A 14,899-nucleotide genomic window follows, 5' to 3' on the forward strand; every position below is an offset into this window, starting at 1 on the left:
GTGGCACGGGAGGCGGATCTGTGGGTTCCTGTGGCCCGGTCGCGGGGAGGTACCGAGCCACAGGGGTCCGGGGTCAGTAGCCGTAGATCATCTTGTAGGCGACCTCGGGGAGGAACTGGCCGGCCGTGGAACCGGTCCCGACGCCGCAGTTGCCGTCGGACTCTCCCGGGGCCTTGATCCACAGCAGCATCTCGGCGCCGCCTCCCAGCTGGGTGGGCGTGCCGATGCGGCGGCCGGCGGCGTTGCACCACTCGCCGTTGGAGCCGTTGCCGTTGCGGCTGGTGTCGACGACGAACGGCTTGGTGTAGCCGTAGCGGGCGGCCAGTTCGCTGTTGACGGCGTTGCCGAAGGCGGTGTTCTGGGCGGTGGTGTAGTAGTTCGAGATGTTGAGGGAGAAGCCGTGGGCCTGGCGCAGGCCGGCTTCGTGGAGGCGTTGGGCCATCGTCCCGGCGCTCACCCAGCCGGGGTTGCCCGCATCGAGGTAGACCCAGGTGTTGGGGGCCTGGCGGTTGAACTCGGCCACGGCGCCGGTGATCATGCCCTGGCGTTCGCGGATCTGGGTCTGGTTCATGCAGCCGTAGTCCGCGAGGGAGTCCGGTTCGAGGACGACGACGGCCGGGCGGTTGGCGATCCCGCCGGCGAACTGCGCGATCCAGGTCGCGTAGGCGGACGGCGAGGCGGCTCCGCCTCCGGACTGACCACCGCAGTAGTCCCGGTGGTAGATGTTGTACGCGACCAGGATGGGCAGCTTGTCCCGGGAGTCCGCCGCCCCGACGTAGGCGCCCGTGGCGGTTCCGATGGTGCCGCTCCAGGAGCCGAACCAGCGGGCCTGGGGCGTGTGGGCGAGGGACGCGTCGATCGCGGGCGCCCGGCCGTCGCCGGGATTGGCGGCGACCCACTGCTTGGCGCTGGAGTTCGGGTCCGTGTAGAACCCGCTGGTCATGGTGGTCGGGTCCGCCGCGTGGGCGGACGGCGCGACGGCGAGCGCCAACGGCAGCGCGAGGAAGGCTGCCGCGAGGGCGCGGATTCGGCGGCGCATGACGGTACCTCGATTCCTGGTGGGGGACGCGCCGCACGCTCTCGTCCCGAGCGGGCGGCGCACTGAGGAAGTGCGGTGGTACGGCGCCCCACGGCCGTGGAAGCGCTCCCACTGGAAGCGGTACCAGCCCGGGCTTCGGCTGCCGTGGGGTGTGTCGGTATCGTGTGATGCCCTGTCAGGCCTGTCAAGTGCTGCGGTTTAACCAGCACTTCACATGACAGCGGGAAGGCTTTACAGTCGGTCGCACTGGAAGCGCTCCCGGTCTTCCGTGGGTTCTGGTCGCGACAGGAGAGGCGGATCATGGCCGAAGGTGCGCCACGCCGGCAGTCGACACTCGACGAGGTGGCCGAACTGGCCGGTGTCTCGCGGTCGGTGGCCTCGCGTGCGCTCAACAACGCCCCGCACGTCAGCCGCGCCAAACGCGAGGCGGTCGAACGGGCCGTCCGTCAGCTCGGGTACGTACCCCATCCGACCGCCCGCGCGCTGGCCACCCGGCAGACCGGCGCGGCCGCCCTGGTCATCTCGGGAGAGGATCCGTCGATCTTCGCGGATCCCTTCTTCGCCCAGGTGATCGTCGGGGCCTCGGCCGCCCTGGAGGACGCCGATCTGCACCTCATGCTCTGCCTGGCCGCCTCCGAACGGGGCCGCCGGCGAGTGGAGCGGCTCCTGAGGTCCAGGGGTGCCGACGGCGTGATGCTCATGGCGCTGCGCGAGGACGATCCGCTGGCCCGCCTGGCCCAGGAGGCGGAGCTGCCCGTGGTGTTCGGCGGGCGGCCGGTCGGTCTGGAACCCCGGTGGTACGTGGACGTCGACAACGTCGGCGGGGCGCGCGCGGCGACCGAGTACCTCATCGCGGCCGGCCGGACCCGCGTGGCCACGATCTGCGGGCGCCTGGACACCGAGGTCGGGCGAGCCCGACACCGTGGCTACCGGGACGCCGTGCTGGCGGCGGGACTCGAACCGTACCCCCCGGAAGCCGGCGACTTCACCGAGCCCGGCGGAGCCGCCGCCATGGCCGTACTCCTGGCGAACCACCCCGACCTGGACGGCGTGTTCGCCGCCAGCGACAACATGGCGGTCGGAGCGCTGCGCACGCTGCGGAACGCCGGCCGCTCGGTCCCCTCCGACGTCGCCGTGATCGGCTTCGACGACCTGCCCGTGGCGCGGATGTCCGACCCGCCGCTGACCACGGTGCACCAGCCGGTGGAGGGTCTCGGCCGGGAGATGGCGCGCATGCTCGTCGCGCTCCTCAACGGACAGGACCCCACCCCGCTGATCCTCCCCACGCGCCTGGTCCCCCGCGCCAGCGCCTGACGGGCCGCCCCGCCAGGCCCCCCTGCAACGCGACGCAGCTGACGCCGCGGGGCCGCCCTCCGGGCAACGACGGGAGTGTGACGACAGGACCTAGGAGCGGACGCGCCAGGTGGCATGCAGGCGCCGACGGTGGTCCAGCCGGCGCACCGGTCCTGTCAGGGTGATCCCGGCGGTCAGCCGCGGGTCGGTGCTGGAGGCGCTGAACAGCAGCTCCAGCGCTCCCGGTTCCACCACGCGCGTCCCCGCCCTGCCCGTGAACGACGCGAGGTCCGTGGGGACGGTCACGCGGATCCGTCTGCTCTCCCCGGGGGCCAGGTCGACCCGTACGTACCCGACGAGTCTCCGCAGGGGCTGGACCACGGAGGCCACCGGGTCGTGCAGATACAGCTGGACGAGTTCGGATCCGGCGCGGCCGCCGGTGTTCGTCACGGTGAGGGCGAGCAGTATGTCGCCGTCCGTGGGGACCTCGGTGGTCTCGATGTCCAGGTCGCTCCATTCGAAGGTGGTGTAGGTGAGGCCGTGTCCGAAGCCGAAGGCCGGCGTCGGGTCGATGCTGGAGACCTCACCGGCGTGGCCGAGGCGGGAGGCCAGATAGGTGGAGGGCTGGGCGCCGGCGAGGCGGGGCACGCTGACGGGCAGCCGGCCGCTCGGGTCGGTGCGTCCGCTGAGGACGGAGGCGATCGCGGCGGTCCCGGCCTCGCCGGGGAAGAAGGCCTGCAGGATCGCGGCGGACTCGTCGGCGGCGCGGCCGAGCGCGTAGGGCCGGCCGGCGAGGAGGGTCGTCACGACCGGTGTCCCGGTGTCCAGGAGCGCGTCGAGCAGCAGCCGCTGGGCTCCGGGCAGGTCGAGCGACGCGGCGTCGCAGCCCTCGCCGCTGGTGCCCCGCCCGAAGAGTCCGGCACGGTCGCCGAGGGCCGCCACGACGAGATCGGCGCGGCGGGCGAGCCGGAGGGCCTCGGCGAAGCCCTCGGTTGCGTCGTCGTCGATGCCGGTTCCCCGTGCCACGAGGACCTCGGCTTCGGGGAACTCGGCCGCGAGGGCCTCGCGCAGGGTGGGCAGCTCGATGCCGAGCGGGGTGGCGGGGTGCTGTCCGCCGACGTGGACGGGGAAGGAGTAGCAGCCCAGGACGGCGGTGGGAGCTTCGGCGTTGGGACCGATGAGGGCGATCCGGCGCGGGGTGCGCGGGTCGAGCGGCAGGGTGCCGTCGTTGCGGAGCAGGACGACCGCTTGTGCGGCGATGCGGCCCGCCAGCTCGCGGTTGGCGGCCGGGTCCAGGTCGACCGTGCCCCGGAGGGTGTCGGGGGCGGCCGTGGTGTCGGCGCCGCGCAGTGCCGGAGGGGCCGGGCTCCAGTCGGGATCGAGCAGCCCGAGCCGGGTCTTCTGCAGGAGGACCCGCCGGACGGCCCGGTCCACCAGCTCCTCGGGCACGTGTCCCTTCCGGACCGCGTCCAGGAGGGGCGCGCCGAAGGTCTTGACGGTGGGCAGCTCGACGTCGACGCCGGCGGCGAGGGCTGCTCCGGCCGCCTCTCCGAAGGTGCCGGCGACGCCGTGCAGGGTCTTCAGGAACGCGATGCCGAAGTAGTCGGCCACGACGGTGCCGGTGAAGCCCCAGGTGTCCCGGAGCAGGCCGGTGAGCAGGCGGTCGTCGGCGGCCGAGGGGACGCCGTCGGTGTCGGTGTAGGCGTGCATCACCGACCGGACGCCGCTCTCCCGGACCGCCATCTCGAACGGCGGCAGGATCACGTCGGCCAGCTCCCTCGCGCCCATGCCGACGGGTGCGAGGTTGCGCCCGGCCCGGGAGGCGGAGTAGCCGGCGAAGTGCTTGAGGGTGGCGACGACGCCGGCGGACTCCAGACCCTGGACGTACGCGGTGGCGATCGTCCCGACAAGGTACGGATCCTCGCCGATGGTCTCCTCGACGCGCCCCCAGCGGGCGTCGCGCACGACGTCGAGAACGGGGGCGAGCCCCTGGTGCACGCCCATCGCCCGCATGTCGCGGCCGATGGCGGCGGCCATCTCCCGTACGAGCGCGGGGTCGAAGGTGGCTCCCCACGCGAGGGGGACGGGATAGGCGGTGGCGCCCCAGGCCGCGAAGCCCGCGAGGCACTCCTCGTGGGCGACGGCCGGGATGCCGAACCGGTTCGCGGCGGTGATCCGCTGCTGCGTCCGCATCAGGGAGAGGGCGCCGAGGGCGGGGTCGACGGGACCACTGCCGAAGGGGCGGGTGAGCTGGCCGAGACCGTCGGGCAGCAGCGCGTCGAGGTCGACCGGCTCCTCCATGTCGTGCTGGTGCGGGGCGACTTCGGCACCTTCGTCGGAGGCTCCCACCCACACGCCGTAGAGCTGGGCGGTCTTCTCCTCCAGGGTCATCTCGCGGATCAGCGCGTCGACTCTGGCTTCCGCGCTCAGCGCGGGGTCGCGCCAGGCGGGGTACGGGGCTTGGGGCTCGGTGGCCACGGTTTCGGTCCCTTTCCTCCGACTCCCGGCAGGCCCTGGACCAGGGCCTGCCGGGAGAACAGATGGACGTTCACGACGGGGAGCTCGGACAGGACGTGTCCTTGAGGAGGGGTGGGGGGAACCGCGTGCGGGTCAGGTACGGGTCCAGCGCTGGTTGCCGCCGCCCCAGCAGGAGTAGAGCTGGATCGGGGTGCCGTTCGCGGTGCCGTTGGCGGCGGCGTCGAGACACAGGCCGGACTGGACGCCGACGATGGATCCGTCGGAGTTGAGGCGCCACTTCTGGTTGTCGCCGCCCCAGCAGCTGTAGATCTGCACCTTGGTGCCGTTGCCGGTGCCGGCGGCGTCCAGGCACTTGTCGCCGTAGACCCTGAGTTCACCTGCGGCGGTGTAGGTCCACTGCTGGTTGACGGCGTTGTTGCAGTCCCACAGGGTGAGCTGGGTGCCGTCGGTGGTGGTGGCGCCGGGCACGTCCAGGCAGCGGCCCGAAGCGACGCCCTTGATCTGTCCGGCACCGGGTGAGGGGGTCGGAGTGGGGGTGGGGGAGGCGGCGTTGAGCGCGTTGAGGACAGCGGTGTAGGCGGCCTTCTTGCTGCCGTCGCCGTTGAACAGCAGCGGCGTCTGATCCGCCCGCCAGGAGTCGGTGTCGCGCACCCCCCAGACGGTGATGCCGAGGCAGCGCGGGACGGCCAGGCAGTCGTTGGCCACGTTGGCGTAGGTCGTGGCCGAGGCGCCCTGGATGTCGAGCTCGGTGACTGCCACATCGACACCGAGTGCGGCGAAGCTCTGCAGCGTGGTGCGGAAATTGCCGTTGTACGGGCTGTCGCTGTTGAAGTGCGACTGGAAGCCGACGCAGTCGATGGGCACGCCGCGCTGCTTGAAGTCCCGGACCATGGCGTACACGGCCTGGGTCTTGGCCCAGGTCCAGTTCTCGATGTTGTAGTCGTTGTAGCAGAGCTTGGCGGCCGGGTCGGCGGCGCGTGCGGTGCGGAAGGCGACCTCGATCCAGTCGTTGCCGGTGCGCTGCAGGTTCGAGTCGCGCCGGGCTCCCGAACTGCCGTCGGCGAACGCCTCGTTCACGACGTCCCACTGGACGATCTTGCCCTTGTAGTGGGCCATCACGCCGTTGATGTGGTTGATCATCGCCTGGCGCAGCGTGCTGCCTCCGAGGCTCTGCATCCAGCCGGGCTGCTGGGAGTGCCAGGCCAGGGTGTGGCCGCGCACCTGCTTGCCGTTCTGTACCGCCCAGTTGTAGACGCGGTCGCCGGCGGTGAAGTTGAACTGACCCTGCTGGGGTTCGGTGGCGTCGATCTTCATCTCGTTCTCGGGCGTCACCGAGTTGAACTCGCGCCCCGCGATCGTCGTGTACGCCGAGTCGCCGAGCCTGCCGGAGGCGATGGCGGTGCCGAAGTAGCGGCCGCTCTGCGCCGCCGCGCTGCCGAGCGTGCTCTCGGCGGCCTGGGAGGACGACGGCGTGGCCAGGGCGATGGCGGAACCGAGGACGCCGACGACCAGCGCCGTACACAGACCGCCGACCCTTCGGCGGACGGTGGAGGGGGGAACGGCTTTCGAGCGCATGAAGAACCTCCAGGATGAAAATCGCGGAAGGATTTGAGCGCGGCAGAATGAATCCACGCCGACGACGCCCGTATTCAGGGGCGAATGGCGCGGACCATGAAGCGAAATGATTTCGAGGCCGGCGCTCGGCACTGGGGCGGAGGGGCGGAAGCGGCTCGGGATTCAGTGTGGAAACCCCGCAGAAACATGTCAAGAGTTTCGAAATCTTTCGAGATTCCTGACCTCTTGGCGGTCCGGGGACCGCCTGTCTGAAGCGCCGACCCTCATCGAAATCCTTTCGATGAGGGTCGGTCCTCGGCCCGGGGCGGCCGGGGGTTGCTCCTAGTCGCGGGGTGGGGCGGTGGAGAGCCGGACTTTGAGTTCGGTCGAGAGTTCCACCCGTGACGTGACCAGGGGCTGGTCCTCCATGACGTGGAACAGGGTGCGGGCGGCCACCCGGCCCATCTCCTCCAGCGGCTGGCGCACCGTCGTCAGGGGCGGTGACAGCCATTCGCACATCGGCAGGTCGTCGAAGCCGACCACGCTGAGGTCCCGCGGGATGCTCAGCCCGCCCTGTCGGGCGGCTTCGTAGACGCCCATCGCCTGCTGGTCGCTGCCGGCGAAGACGGCGGTCGGCGGCTCGGGGAGGGCGAGCAGTTCCTGGGCGCACCGGAATCCGCCCTCGTGCTGGAAGTCACCGAACCTGATCAGGTCGCGGTCGACCTCGATCCCGGCCCGCTCCAGGGCGGTCCGGTACCCGTCGATGCGGGCCCGGCTGCAGAGCATCTCCCTGCGTCCGCCGATCGTGGCGATCCGGCGGTGCCCCAGTTCCAGCAGGTGTTCGGTGGCGGCGAGGCCGCCCGCCCAGTTGGTCGCTCCGATACTCGGCACGCCGTTGCCGGGCAGGTCGATGGGGTCGATGACGACCAGCGCCACTCCGGCCCGTTCGACCTGGGCGCGCTGGGCCTGGGTGACCGAGGCGGTGACGAGGATGACGCCGTCGCTGTGGTGCAGGACCGGCAGCGCGGCCCAACTGGACGGCGTGGCCTCGCCCGGCGGGACGAGTGACACCACGGTGCCGACGCCCCGCTGGGCGCACTCGGCCTCGACGCCGCGCAGTATCTCCACCGCCCAGGCGCTGTCCAGACCGCCGATGATCAGGTCGACGAGGCCCGATCTGCGGGCTCTGCCCTGCCGGCCGGGCGGGAGGTAGTGGTGGGACCGCAGCAGGCCCTCGATCCGTTTGCGGGTCGCGGGTGCGACATCGGAGCGGCCGTTGATCACCTTGGACACGGTGGCCTGCGAGACCCCTGCCTCCGCGGCGATGACGGCCAGGGTCGGACGCCGTTCGCTCAACTTCCCTCCTCTGCCAGCACGCCGTGGCCGGCGACAGGTTTCGCAAACTTTCGAAGAGTCTCCGCGCGGCTCGCCCTGCCTGTCAAGGCCGTCAACAGGCGCTGTTCTTCAGGGAAATCGGTGACAACTCTTGACCGGACGGCCTCACGTTCCTAGCTTATGGCGGCACAGAATTCGAGAGTATTTCGAAAAGTTTTCGGGCGCATCACCGGCATCCCCACCCCGGAGGTCCCATGACCAGCACCCTCCCGAGCCGACGGAACTTCCTGGCCCTCACCGGCCTGGCCGCACTGTCCGTCTCCCTGACCGCGGCCTGCGGAGCCGGCGGTACCGGCGGCAAGCCGGCGGCCGACGGCAAGGTCGCCCTGGAGTGGTGGAACATCGCCACGACGGAACCGGGCAAGTCCCTCTTCCCGCAGATCTCCTCGGCGTTCACGTCCGCTCACCCGAACATCGCGATCAGGACGACCTCGTTGGAGAACGAGGCGTTCAAGTCCAAGCTGACCGCGACCACCTCCTCGGGCAAGCTCCCCGACGTCTTCCAGACCTGGGGCGGCGGCGTGCTGCGGCAGCAGGTCGACGCGGGTCTCGTCGAGGACCTCACCGACGCGTTGGACTGGTCGTCCGACCTCACCCCGGTCTCGCTGCAGGCCTATCAGTTCGACGGCCGGACCTACGGGGTGCCCTACGACATCGGCATGGTCGGCTTCTGGTACAACAAGAAACTCTTCGCCAGGGCCGGGATCACCACTCCGCCGGCCACCTGGGCCGAGTTCCTCGAAGACGTCAGGAAGCTCAAGGCGGCGGGCATCACCCCGATCGCCCTCGCGGGCAAGGAGAAGTGGCCGGGCCACTTCTACTGGGCCTACCTCGCGATGCGCGTCGCCGGCCTCCCCGCCCTCCAGCAGGCCGCGACCAACAAGGACTTCACCGGCGCCGGCTTCGTCCAGGCAGGCACCCACCTCAAGGAGCTGGTCGACCTCCAGCCGTTCCAGACCGCCTTCCTCGGCGCCGGCTACGCCACCCCCGGCGGCCAGGCCGCGACCATGGGCAACGGCAAGGCCGCCATGGAGCTGATGGGGCAGTGGGGGCCGTCGGTGCAGAAGGACGCGGGCGCCGACCTCGGAGCGGACCTGGGCTTCTTCCCCTTCCCGTCCGTCGACGGCGGAGCCGGCCGGGCCACCGACGTGTTCGGTGGTGGCGGCGGCTTCGCACTGCGCAAGGGCGCCCCCAAGGAGGCGCTGGACTTCCTGAAGTTCTTCGTGCTGGACAACGAGCCCAAGCTGCTGGCGTCCAACGGCTACCTGCCGGTGGTCAAGGGCGCGGAGAGCCGGCTCACCGACGCCAACAAGAAGGCGGTGGCCGACAGCCTCGTCAGGGCGACGGGCTTCCAGCTCTACCTCGACCAGGCATACCCGCCGGCGGTCGGCCAGGAGGTCAACGACAGCGTCGCCGACCTCATCGCGGGCAGGAAGACGCCCGAGCAGGTCACCACGTCGATCACCGAGGCTGCGAAGAGTGCCTAGCTCCGTGACCACCCTGACCGAAGAGCGGACGGTGGACGCCGTGCCGGTGCGCCCGCTCTCCCCGGCCCGGTCGCGCCTGCGTGAGTGGGCAAGGTGGGCGTCGGTCGCCTGGTTCCTCGTCCCCGCTCTGGTCCTCTTCCTCGTCTTCGTCCTCGCCCCGATCGTCGTCGCCGTCTACACGGGCTTCTTCAAGTGGGGCGGGATCGGCCCCATGGACGACTTCGTCGGCTTCGCGAACTACACCAGGCTCTTCGCCGATCAGGTCTTCCTCGGCGACCTGGGGCGAGGGCTGTACCTGATCGTCCTGTCGATCACGGTGCAGCTGCCGTTCGCGCTGTTCACCGCGGTCCTGCTCAACCAGAGGCTGCGCGGCCGGGCCGTCTACCGGATGCTGTTCTTCGCGCCGTACATCCTGTCCGAGGTGGTCACGGCGGTCCTCTTCACGATGATCTTCCTTCCCGACGACGGCATGGCCGACCATCTTGCCGGCGCCCTCGGCCTGGAGGGGCTTCAGGGCACGTGGCTCGCCGATCCCTCGACCGCCCTGCCGACCGTGTTCGTGGTCATGACCTGGAAGTACTTCGGCTTCCACATGATGCTCTTCCTCGCCGGGCTGCAGGGCATCCCGGCCGAGCTCCTCGAGGCCGCCTCCCTCGACGGCGCCGGCGCCTGGCGGCGCTTCCGGTACGTGACGCTGCCGCTGCTCGGCCCGACGATCCGGATCAGTGTCTTCCTCTCGATCATCGGGTCCATCCAGCTCTTCGACCTGGTCTGGGTCATGACCGCGGGCGGGCCCAACCACTCCTCGGAGACGATGGCGATCTCGATGTTCCAGTTCGGGTTCAAGCGCTACCAGGTCGGCTACGCCGGCGCGATCAGCGTCGTGCTGTTCATGATCAGCCTCATCTTCTCGCTCTTCTACCAGCGCTATGTGCTCCGCCGTGACCTGAGCGGGGCCGTCACCTCCGGAGGTGACCGGTGAACGCCCGCGGGACGGCCCGCGGCCTCTCGCTGCACGCCGTGGTCTGGCTGATCGGCGCGTTCGTCGTCGTACCGCTGCTCTACGCGGTGATCTCCGGATTCAAGAGCACGGGCGAGCTGACGACGAATCCGTTCGGGCTGCCGGAGCAGTGGCGGACCGGCAACTACACCAGCATTCTCGGCGACGGAATGTTCTGGCGGCAGATCGCCAACAGCGCCGGCATCGCGATCGGCACGACGTGCTGCACGGTGGCCGCCTCCGCGATGGCCGCCTTCGTGCTGGCCCGCTACGCCTTCCGGGGCAGGGAGTTGTTCTACACGCTGTTCACGATCGGGCTGATGTTCCCGTTCGCGGTGGCCGTGCTGCCGTTGTTCCTGATGCTGCGCACCTTCGGCCTGCTCGACAACCCGCTCGGGGTGATCCTGCCGCAGGCGGCCTTCGGCCTCCCCATGACGATCATCATTCTGCGCGGCTTCTTCCGGACCATCCCGGCGGAGGTCGAGGAGGCGGCGGTCATGGACGGCTGCGGCAAGTTCCGCTTCTTCTGGAAGATCCTGCTGCCGATGGCGCGCCCGGCGCTCGGCACGGTCTCGGTGCTCGCGATCGTGACGAGCTGGAACAACTTCTTCCTGCCGCTGCTGGTGTTCACCGACCCGCGATGGCAGACGATCCCCGTCGGCGTCCAGCAGTTCCAGGGCCAGTACTCGACCGACTACGCACTCGTCCTCGCCTACATCGTGCTCGCCATGGTTCCCGCCCTCGCCTTCTACTCCGTCGCCGAGCGGCAGCTGATCGGCGGCCTCACCGCGGGCGCCACCAAGGGCTGACCGACGCGACCGCCCCCGCGGTCCCCCGGGTCCACCTCACCCCACACCTCGAAGGAGTACTTCTGATGCGGTTACGCCACCGGTCACCGATCCACTGGAAACGCCTGCTCGCCTTCCTTGCGCCGCTGCCGCTCCTGGCCACCTTTTTCGGCGCCCAGCCCGCCGAGGCGGCAACCGTCGACACCAACGCCTGGTACGTGCTGGTCAACCGCAACAGCGGCAAGGCCCTGGACGTCTACAACCTGGCGACCACCGACGGGGCCCGCATCACCCAGTGGACGAGGAACGACCAGAACCAGCAGCAATGGCAGTTCGTCGACTCCGGCGGCGGTTACTACCGCATCAAGTCCCGCCACTCCGGCAAGGTGCTGGACGTCTCCAACGGCTCCACCGCCAACGGCGGTCCGATCGTCCAGTGGACCGACGTGAACGGTGCCAACCAGCAGTGGCGGCTCGCCGACAGCCCGGACGGCTACGTGAGGCTCGTCGCGCGCCACAGCGGCAAGGCCCTGGAAGTGCAGGGCGCCTCCACCGCCGACGGCGCGAACATCGTCCAGTACGACGACTGGGGCGGTGCCAACCAGCAGTGGCAGCTCGTCAAGGTCGGCGCCGGCACCCCCGGCGCGTGCACCCTTCCGTCGACGTACCGCTGGACGTCCACGGGCGCGCTGGCGCAGCCCAAGGCAGGATGGGCCTCGCTCAAGGACTTCACCGTCGTGCCCTACAACGGCAGGAACCTCGTCTACGCGACGACGCACGGGGCGGCGGGGACGGGAGCGGGCTGGGGTTCGATGAACTTCACCCCCTTCACCGACTGGTCGGAGATGGCCTCGGCCGGCCAGACCGCGATGTCGAGTTCCGCCGTCGCGCCCACGCTCTTCTACTTCGCTCCCAAGAACATCTGGGTGCTCGCCTACCAGTGGGGCAGGACGGCCTTCTCCTACCGGACATCGAGCGACCCCACCAACCCGAACGGCTGGTCGGCGGAGCAGGAGCTCTTCTCCGGAAGCATCGCCGAGTCCGGAACCGGGCCCATCGACCAGACGCTCATCGGTGACGGCACGAACATGTACCTGTTCTTCGCCGGCGACAACGGCAAGATCTACCGGGCGAGCATGCCGATCGGCAGCTTCCCCGGCAGTTTCGGCGCCACCTCGACCGTGGTCATGAGCGACACCACGAACAACCTGTTCGAAGCCCCGCAGGTCTACAAGCTCCAGGGCCAGGACCGCTACCTCATGCTCGTCGAGGCGATCGGCTCGCAGGGCCGGTACTTCCGCTCCTTCACGGCCCCCAGCCTGAACGGCTCATGGACACCCCAGGCCGCGACCGAGGCCAATCCCTTCGCCGGCAAGGCCAACAGCGGCGCCACCTGGACCAACGACATCAGCCATGGCGAACTGATCCGCACCGGTCCCGATCAGACCATGACCGTCGATCCCTGCAACCTGCGATTCCTCTACCAGGGGCGCGATCCCCGCTCCGGCGGCGACTACGGCCTGTGGCCCTACCGGCCGGGTCTGCTGACGCTGCAGCGCTGACGACGAGGCACCGGTCCCGCTCCGGCGGGGCAGGCGTGGCGGGCTCGGGGACAACCGGGCCCGCCACTTCGAACGTGGACCGAAATACCGAACATCCGACGACGAGGAGCGACGGCGACATGACGATCAACAGACGTACGGTGATGGCGGCAGGCGCCGCCGGAGTGGCGGCGGCCACCGTGGGGACTGCCCCGGCGTTCGCCTCGGGAGGCGCAAAACGACCGGAGGGGAGGCCGGCGAAGGAGCTCTTCGGGACCCTGCCCGACGGCACACCCGTCCACCGCTGGACGGTGGCCCAGGGAGGCACCCGGCTGCGCGTGCTGTCGTACGGCGGCATCGTCCAGGCCCTCGACATCCCCGACCGGCGCGGAAGGTACGCGAACGTGTCGCTGGGCTTCGACAACCTCGACGACTACGTGGCGGGCAGCCCGTACTTCGGCGCCGTCATCGGCCGCTACGGCAATCGCATAGCGCGCGGCACCTTCACGCTCGACGGCACGACGTACCGACTCCCGATCAACGACGACCCCAACAGCCTGCACGGCGGGGACAAGGGCTTCGACAAACGGGTGTGGGACGTCGAGCCGTACGCGCGGGGGCGGGAAACCGGCCTCACCCTGCGCCGTGTCAGCCCGGACGGCGAGATGGGCTACCCCGGCACCCTGCGCGTCCGGGTCGACTACGTCCTCACCCCGCGCGGCGACTTCCGCGTCGACTACGAGGCCGTCACGGACAGGGCCACCGTCGTGAACCTCACCAACCACACCTACTTCAACCTCGCCGGCGAAGGCAGCGGCAGCATCCTCGACCACACCCTGAGGATCGCCGCTTCCCGCTACACCCCCGTCGACTCCACCCTCATCCCGACCGGCGAACTCGCCGGGGTCGCGCACACACCCTTCGACTTCCGCACCGGCAAGCCCATCGGCCGGGACATCCGCGACGCGCACCCGCAGGTCGTCTTCGGCCGCGGCTACGACCACAACTTCGTGCTCGACAAGGGACTCACCGAAAAGCCGCAGTACGTCGTGACCGTCACGGAGCCCGTCCACGGCCGCGTGATGCGGATCGCGACCACCGAGCCGGGCGTGCAGTTCTACAGCGGGAACTTCCTCGACGCCACGCTGGTGGGCTCCTCCGGGAAGGTCTACCGGCAGGGTGACGGCTTCTGCCTGGAGACCCAGCACTTCCCCGACTCGCCCAACCAGCCGTCCTTCCCGCCGACGGTGCTCCGCCCGGGCCGGACCTATCGCTCGACGACGCTCCACTCCTTCGCCACCCGTGCCGTGTGAGAGTCTGGCGCCCATGTCGATCTTCGCAAGCGTCGTGGTGCTGCTCATCGCCGCTCTCCACGTGTACATCCTGGTCCTGGAGATGTTCCTGTGGACCGGTCCGCGAGCCCGGGCCGCGTTCGGGACCAGTGCCGAGTTCGCCTCCGAGACGAAGGCGCTCGCGGCCAATCAAGGGCTGTACAACGGCTTTCTCGCCGCCGGGCTGGTCTGGGGCGTGGTGGCCTCCGACCCGGTGGGCTTCCAGGCGAAGGTGTTCTTCCTGGTGTGCGTGGCCGTGGCCGGCGTGTACGGAGCCGCCACGGCCAGCCGGAAGATCCTCTTCGTGCAGACCGTTCCGGCGCTCGTCGGTCTGGCACTGGTGCTGGCAGCCCGCTGAGATCCGATGACGGGCAGGACGACGAGGGTGCCGCTGCCCGCGCCGCGGGCGCCGGTCACTCGTCGTCCTCCTCGTCCTCGTCGTACCAGCCTTCGATCATGCCCACGAGCCGTTCGTCGACCGGGTTGTCGAACTCGTCCTCGGTGACGAGGAGTCGGCGCAGCGTGTTCAGGGGGTACCAGTGTTCGCCGGGCTTGGCGTCGGGTGCGCCGACGCAGGGGGTGTCCAGGTACGCGGGGTCCGGGACCGCCGGATAGAACGCCGGCAGCACGCCGAAGGCGACGTCCGGTTCGAACTTCCATACCCAGCCCTCGCGCCGTCGGCGCAGGGTCTCGCCGATGTACCACACCGCACCCTGGACGAAGGGGGAGCGGCGCTGTGCGGTGATCTCCTCCGGCTCGGCGAACCTCTCCTCGACCAGGTCTTCCAAGGCGTCGAGGGAAGCGTCGGAGAAGTCGAACCGGTCGACGCCGCCGGCTTCCCGAGCCCAGCTCTCGAAGGCGGCCTCGCGTTCGGTGAGCCAGACCAGGAGGTCGGGATGGCGGGTGGAGTCGTAGTCGGAGTGGGGTGTGGTCATGGCCAGAACCTACCGAACCGCGCCGTCGCCCACGCCGTCACCCACGCAGGATCTTCGC

At 70.0% G+C, this 14,899-nt stretch carries 12 protein-coding genes; 7 read left to right on the plus strand and 5 right to left on the minus strand.

The annotated features are described in order from the left end of the window. Positions 1-73: 73 nt before the first annotated feature. Positions 74-1,039, minus strand: coding sequence for a glycoside hydrolase family 6 protein (locus ACIGXE_RS17090; protein WP_399748030.1), 966 nt, complete (start codon positions 1,037-1,039; stop codon positions 74-76). A gap of 300 nt (positions 1,040-1,339) precedes the next feature. Between ACIGXE_RS17090 and ACIGXE_RS17095 the strand changes: the two genes are divergently transcribed. Then, complete coding sequence (locus ACIGXE_RS17095) at positions 1,340-2,353, plus strand: LacI family DNA-binding transcriptional regulator (RefSeq protein ID WP_399748032.1); 1,014 nt, start codon at positions 1,340-1,342, stop codon at positions 2,351-2,353. Between the two features lie 90 nt (positions 2,354-2,443). Here ACIGXE_RS17095 and ACIGXE_RS17100 read toward each other — a convergent pair whose 3' ends face one another. The 3 genes from ACIGXE_RS17100 to ACIGXE_RS17110 form a co-directional block, all read right to left on the minus strand. Continuing rightward, on the minus strand, positions 2,444-4,810 hold the full coding sequence (locus tag ACIGXE_RS17100; protein WP_399748034.1) for a beta-glucosidase: 2,367 nt from the start codon (positions 4,808-4,810) through the stop codon (positions 2,444-2,446). A gap of 132 nt (positions 4,811-4,942) precedes the next feature. Beyond that, on the minus strand, positions 4,943-6,385 hold the full coding sequence (locus tag ACIGXE_RS17105) for an endo-1,4-beta-xylanase (RefSeq protein WP_399748036.1): 1,443 nt from the start codon (positions 6,383-6,385) through the stop codon (positions 4,943-4,945). Between the two features lie 321 nt (positions 6,386-6,706). Beyond that, positions 6,707-7,720, minus strand: coding sequence for a LacI family DNA-binding transcriptional regulator (locus tag ACIGXE_RS17110; RefSeq protein WP_399748038.1), 1,014 nt, complete (start codon positions 7,718-7,720; stop codon positions 6,707-6,709). Positions 7,721-7,953: 233 nt separating this feature from the next. Here ACIGXE_RS17110 and ACIGXE_RS17115 point away from each other — a divergent pair, with 233 nt between their 5' ends. The 6 genes from ACIGXE_RS17115 (at position 7,954) to ACIGXE_RS17140 (ending at position 14,264) form a co-directional block, all read left to right on the plus strand. Further along, complete coding sequence (locus ACIGXE_RS17115) at positions 7,954-9,246, plus strand: extracellular solute-binding protein (RefSeq protein WP_399748040.1); 1,293 nt, start codon at positions 7,954-7,956, stop codon at positions 9,244-9,246. 4 nt (positions 9,247-9,250) lie between these two features. Further along, entirely contained in the window at positions 9,251-10,228 is a 978-nt protein-coding gene (locus ACIGXE_RS17120; RefSeq protein WP_399748042.1) for a carbohydrate ABC transporter permease, read from the plus strand. Next, positions 10,225-11,055: a carbohydrate ABC transporter permease gene (locus tag ACIGXE_RS17125; RefSeq protein ID WP_399748045.1), complete on the plus strand. Its 831-nt coding sequence runs from the start codon at positions 10,225-10,227 to the stop codon at positions 11,053-11,055. Before ACIGXE_RS17120 ends, ACIGXE_RS17125 begins: the two co-directional genes overlap by 4 nt. Positions 11,056-11,120: 65 nt before the next feature. Further along, positions 11,121-12,596: a non-reducing end alpha-L-arabinofuranosidase family hydrolase gene (locus ACIGXE_RS17130; RefSeq protein WP_399748047.1), complete on the plus strand. Its 1,476-nt coding sequence runs from the start codon at positions 11,121-11,123 to the stop codon at positions 12,594-12,596. Positions 12,597-12,715: 119 nt separating this feature from the next. Continuing rightward, positions 12,716-13,888, plus strand: coding sequence for an aldose epimerase family protein (locus ACIGXE_RS17135; protein ID WP_399748049.1), 1,173 nt, complete (start codon positions 12,716-12,718; stop codon positions 13,886-13,888). A gap of 13 nt (positions 13,889-13,901) precedes the next feature. Continuing rightward, positions 13,902-14,264, plus strand: coding sequence for a DUF1304 domain-containing protein (locus tag ACIGXE_RS17140; RefSeq protein ID WP_399748051.1), 363 nt, complete (start codon positions 13,902-13,904; stop codon positions 14,262-14,264). A 55-nt stretch (positions 14,265-14,319) separates the two neighbouring features. Here the strand turns inward: ACIGXE_RS17140 and ACIGXE_RS17145 are convergent, their stop codons facing one another. Continuing rightward, entirely contained in the window at positions 14,320-14,841 is a 522-nt protein-coding gene (locus tag ACIGXE_RS17145; RefSeq protein WP_399748053.1) for a hypothetical protein, read from the minus strand. Between the last annotated feature and the right edge of the window lie 58 nt (positions 14,842-14,899).

This window comes from Streptomyces sp. NPDC053431, from assembly GCF_044544925.1.
Classification (GTDB): domain Bacteria; phylum Actinomycetota; class Actinomycetes; order Streptomycetales; family Streptomycetaceae; genus Streptomyces.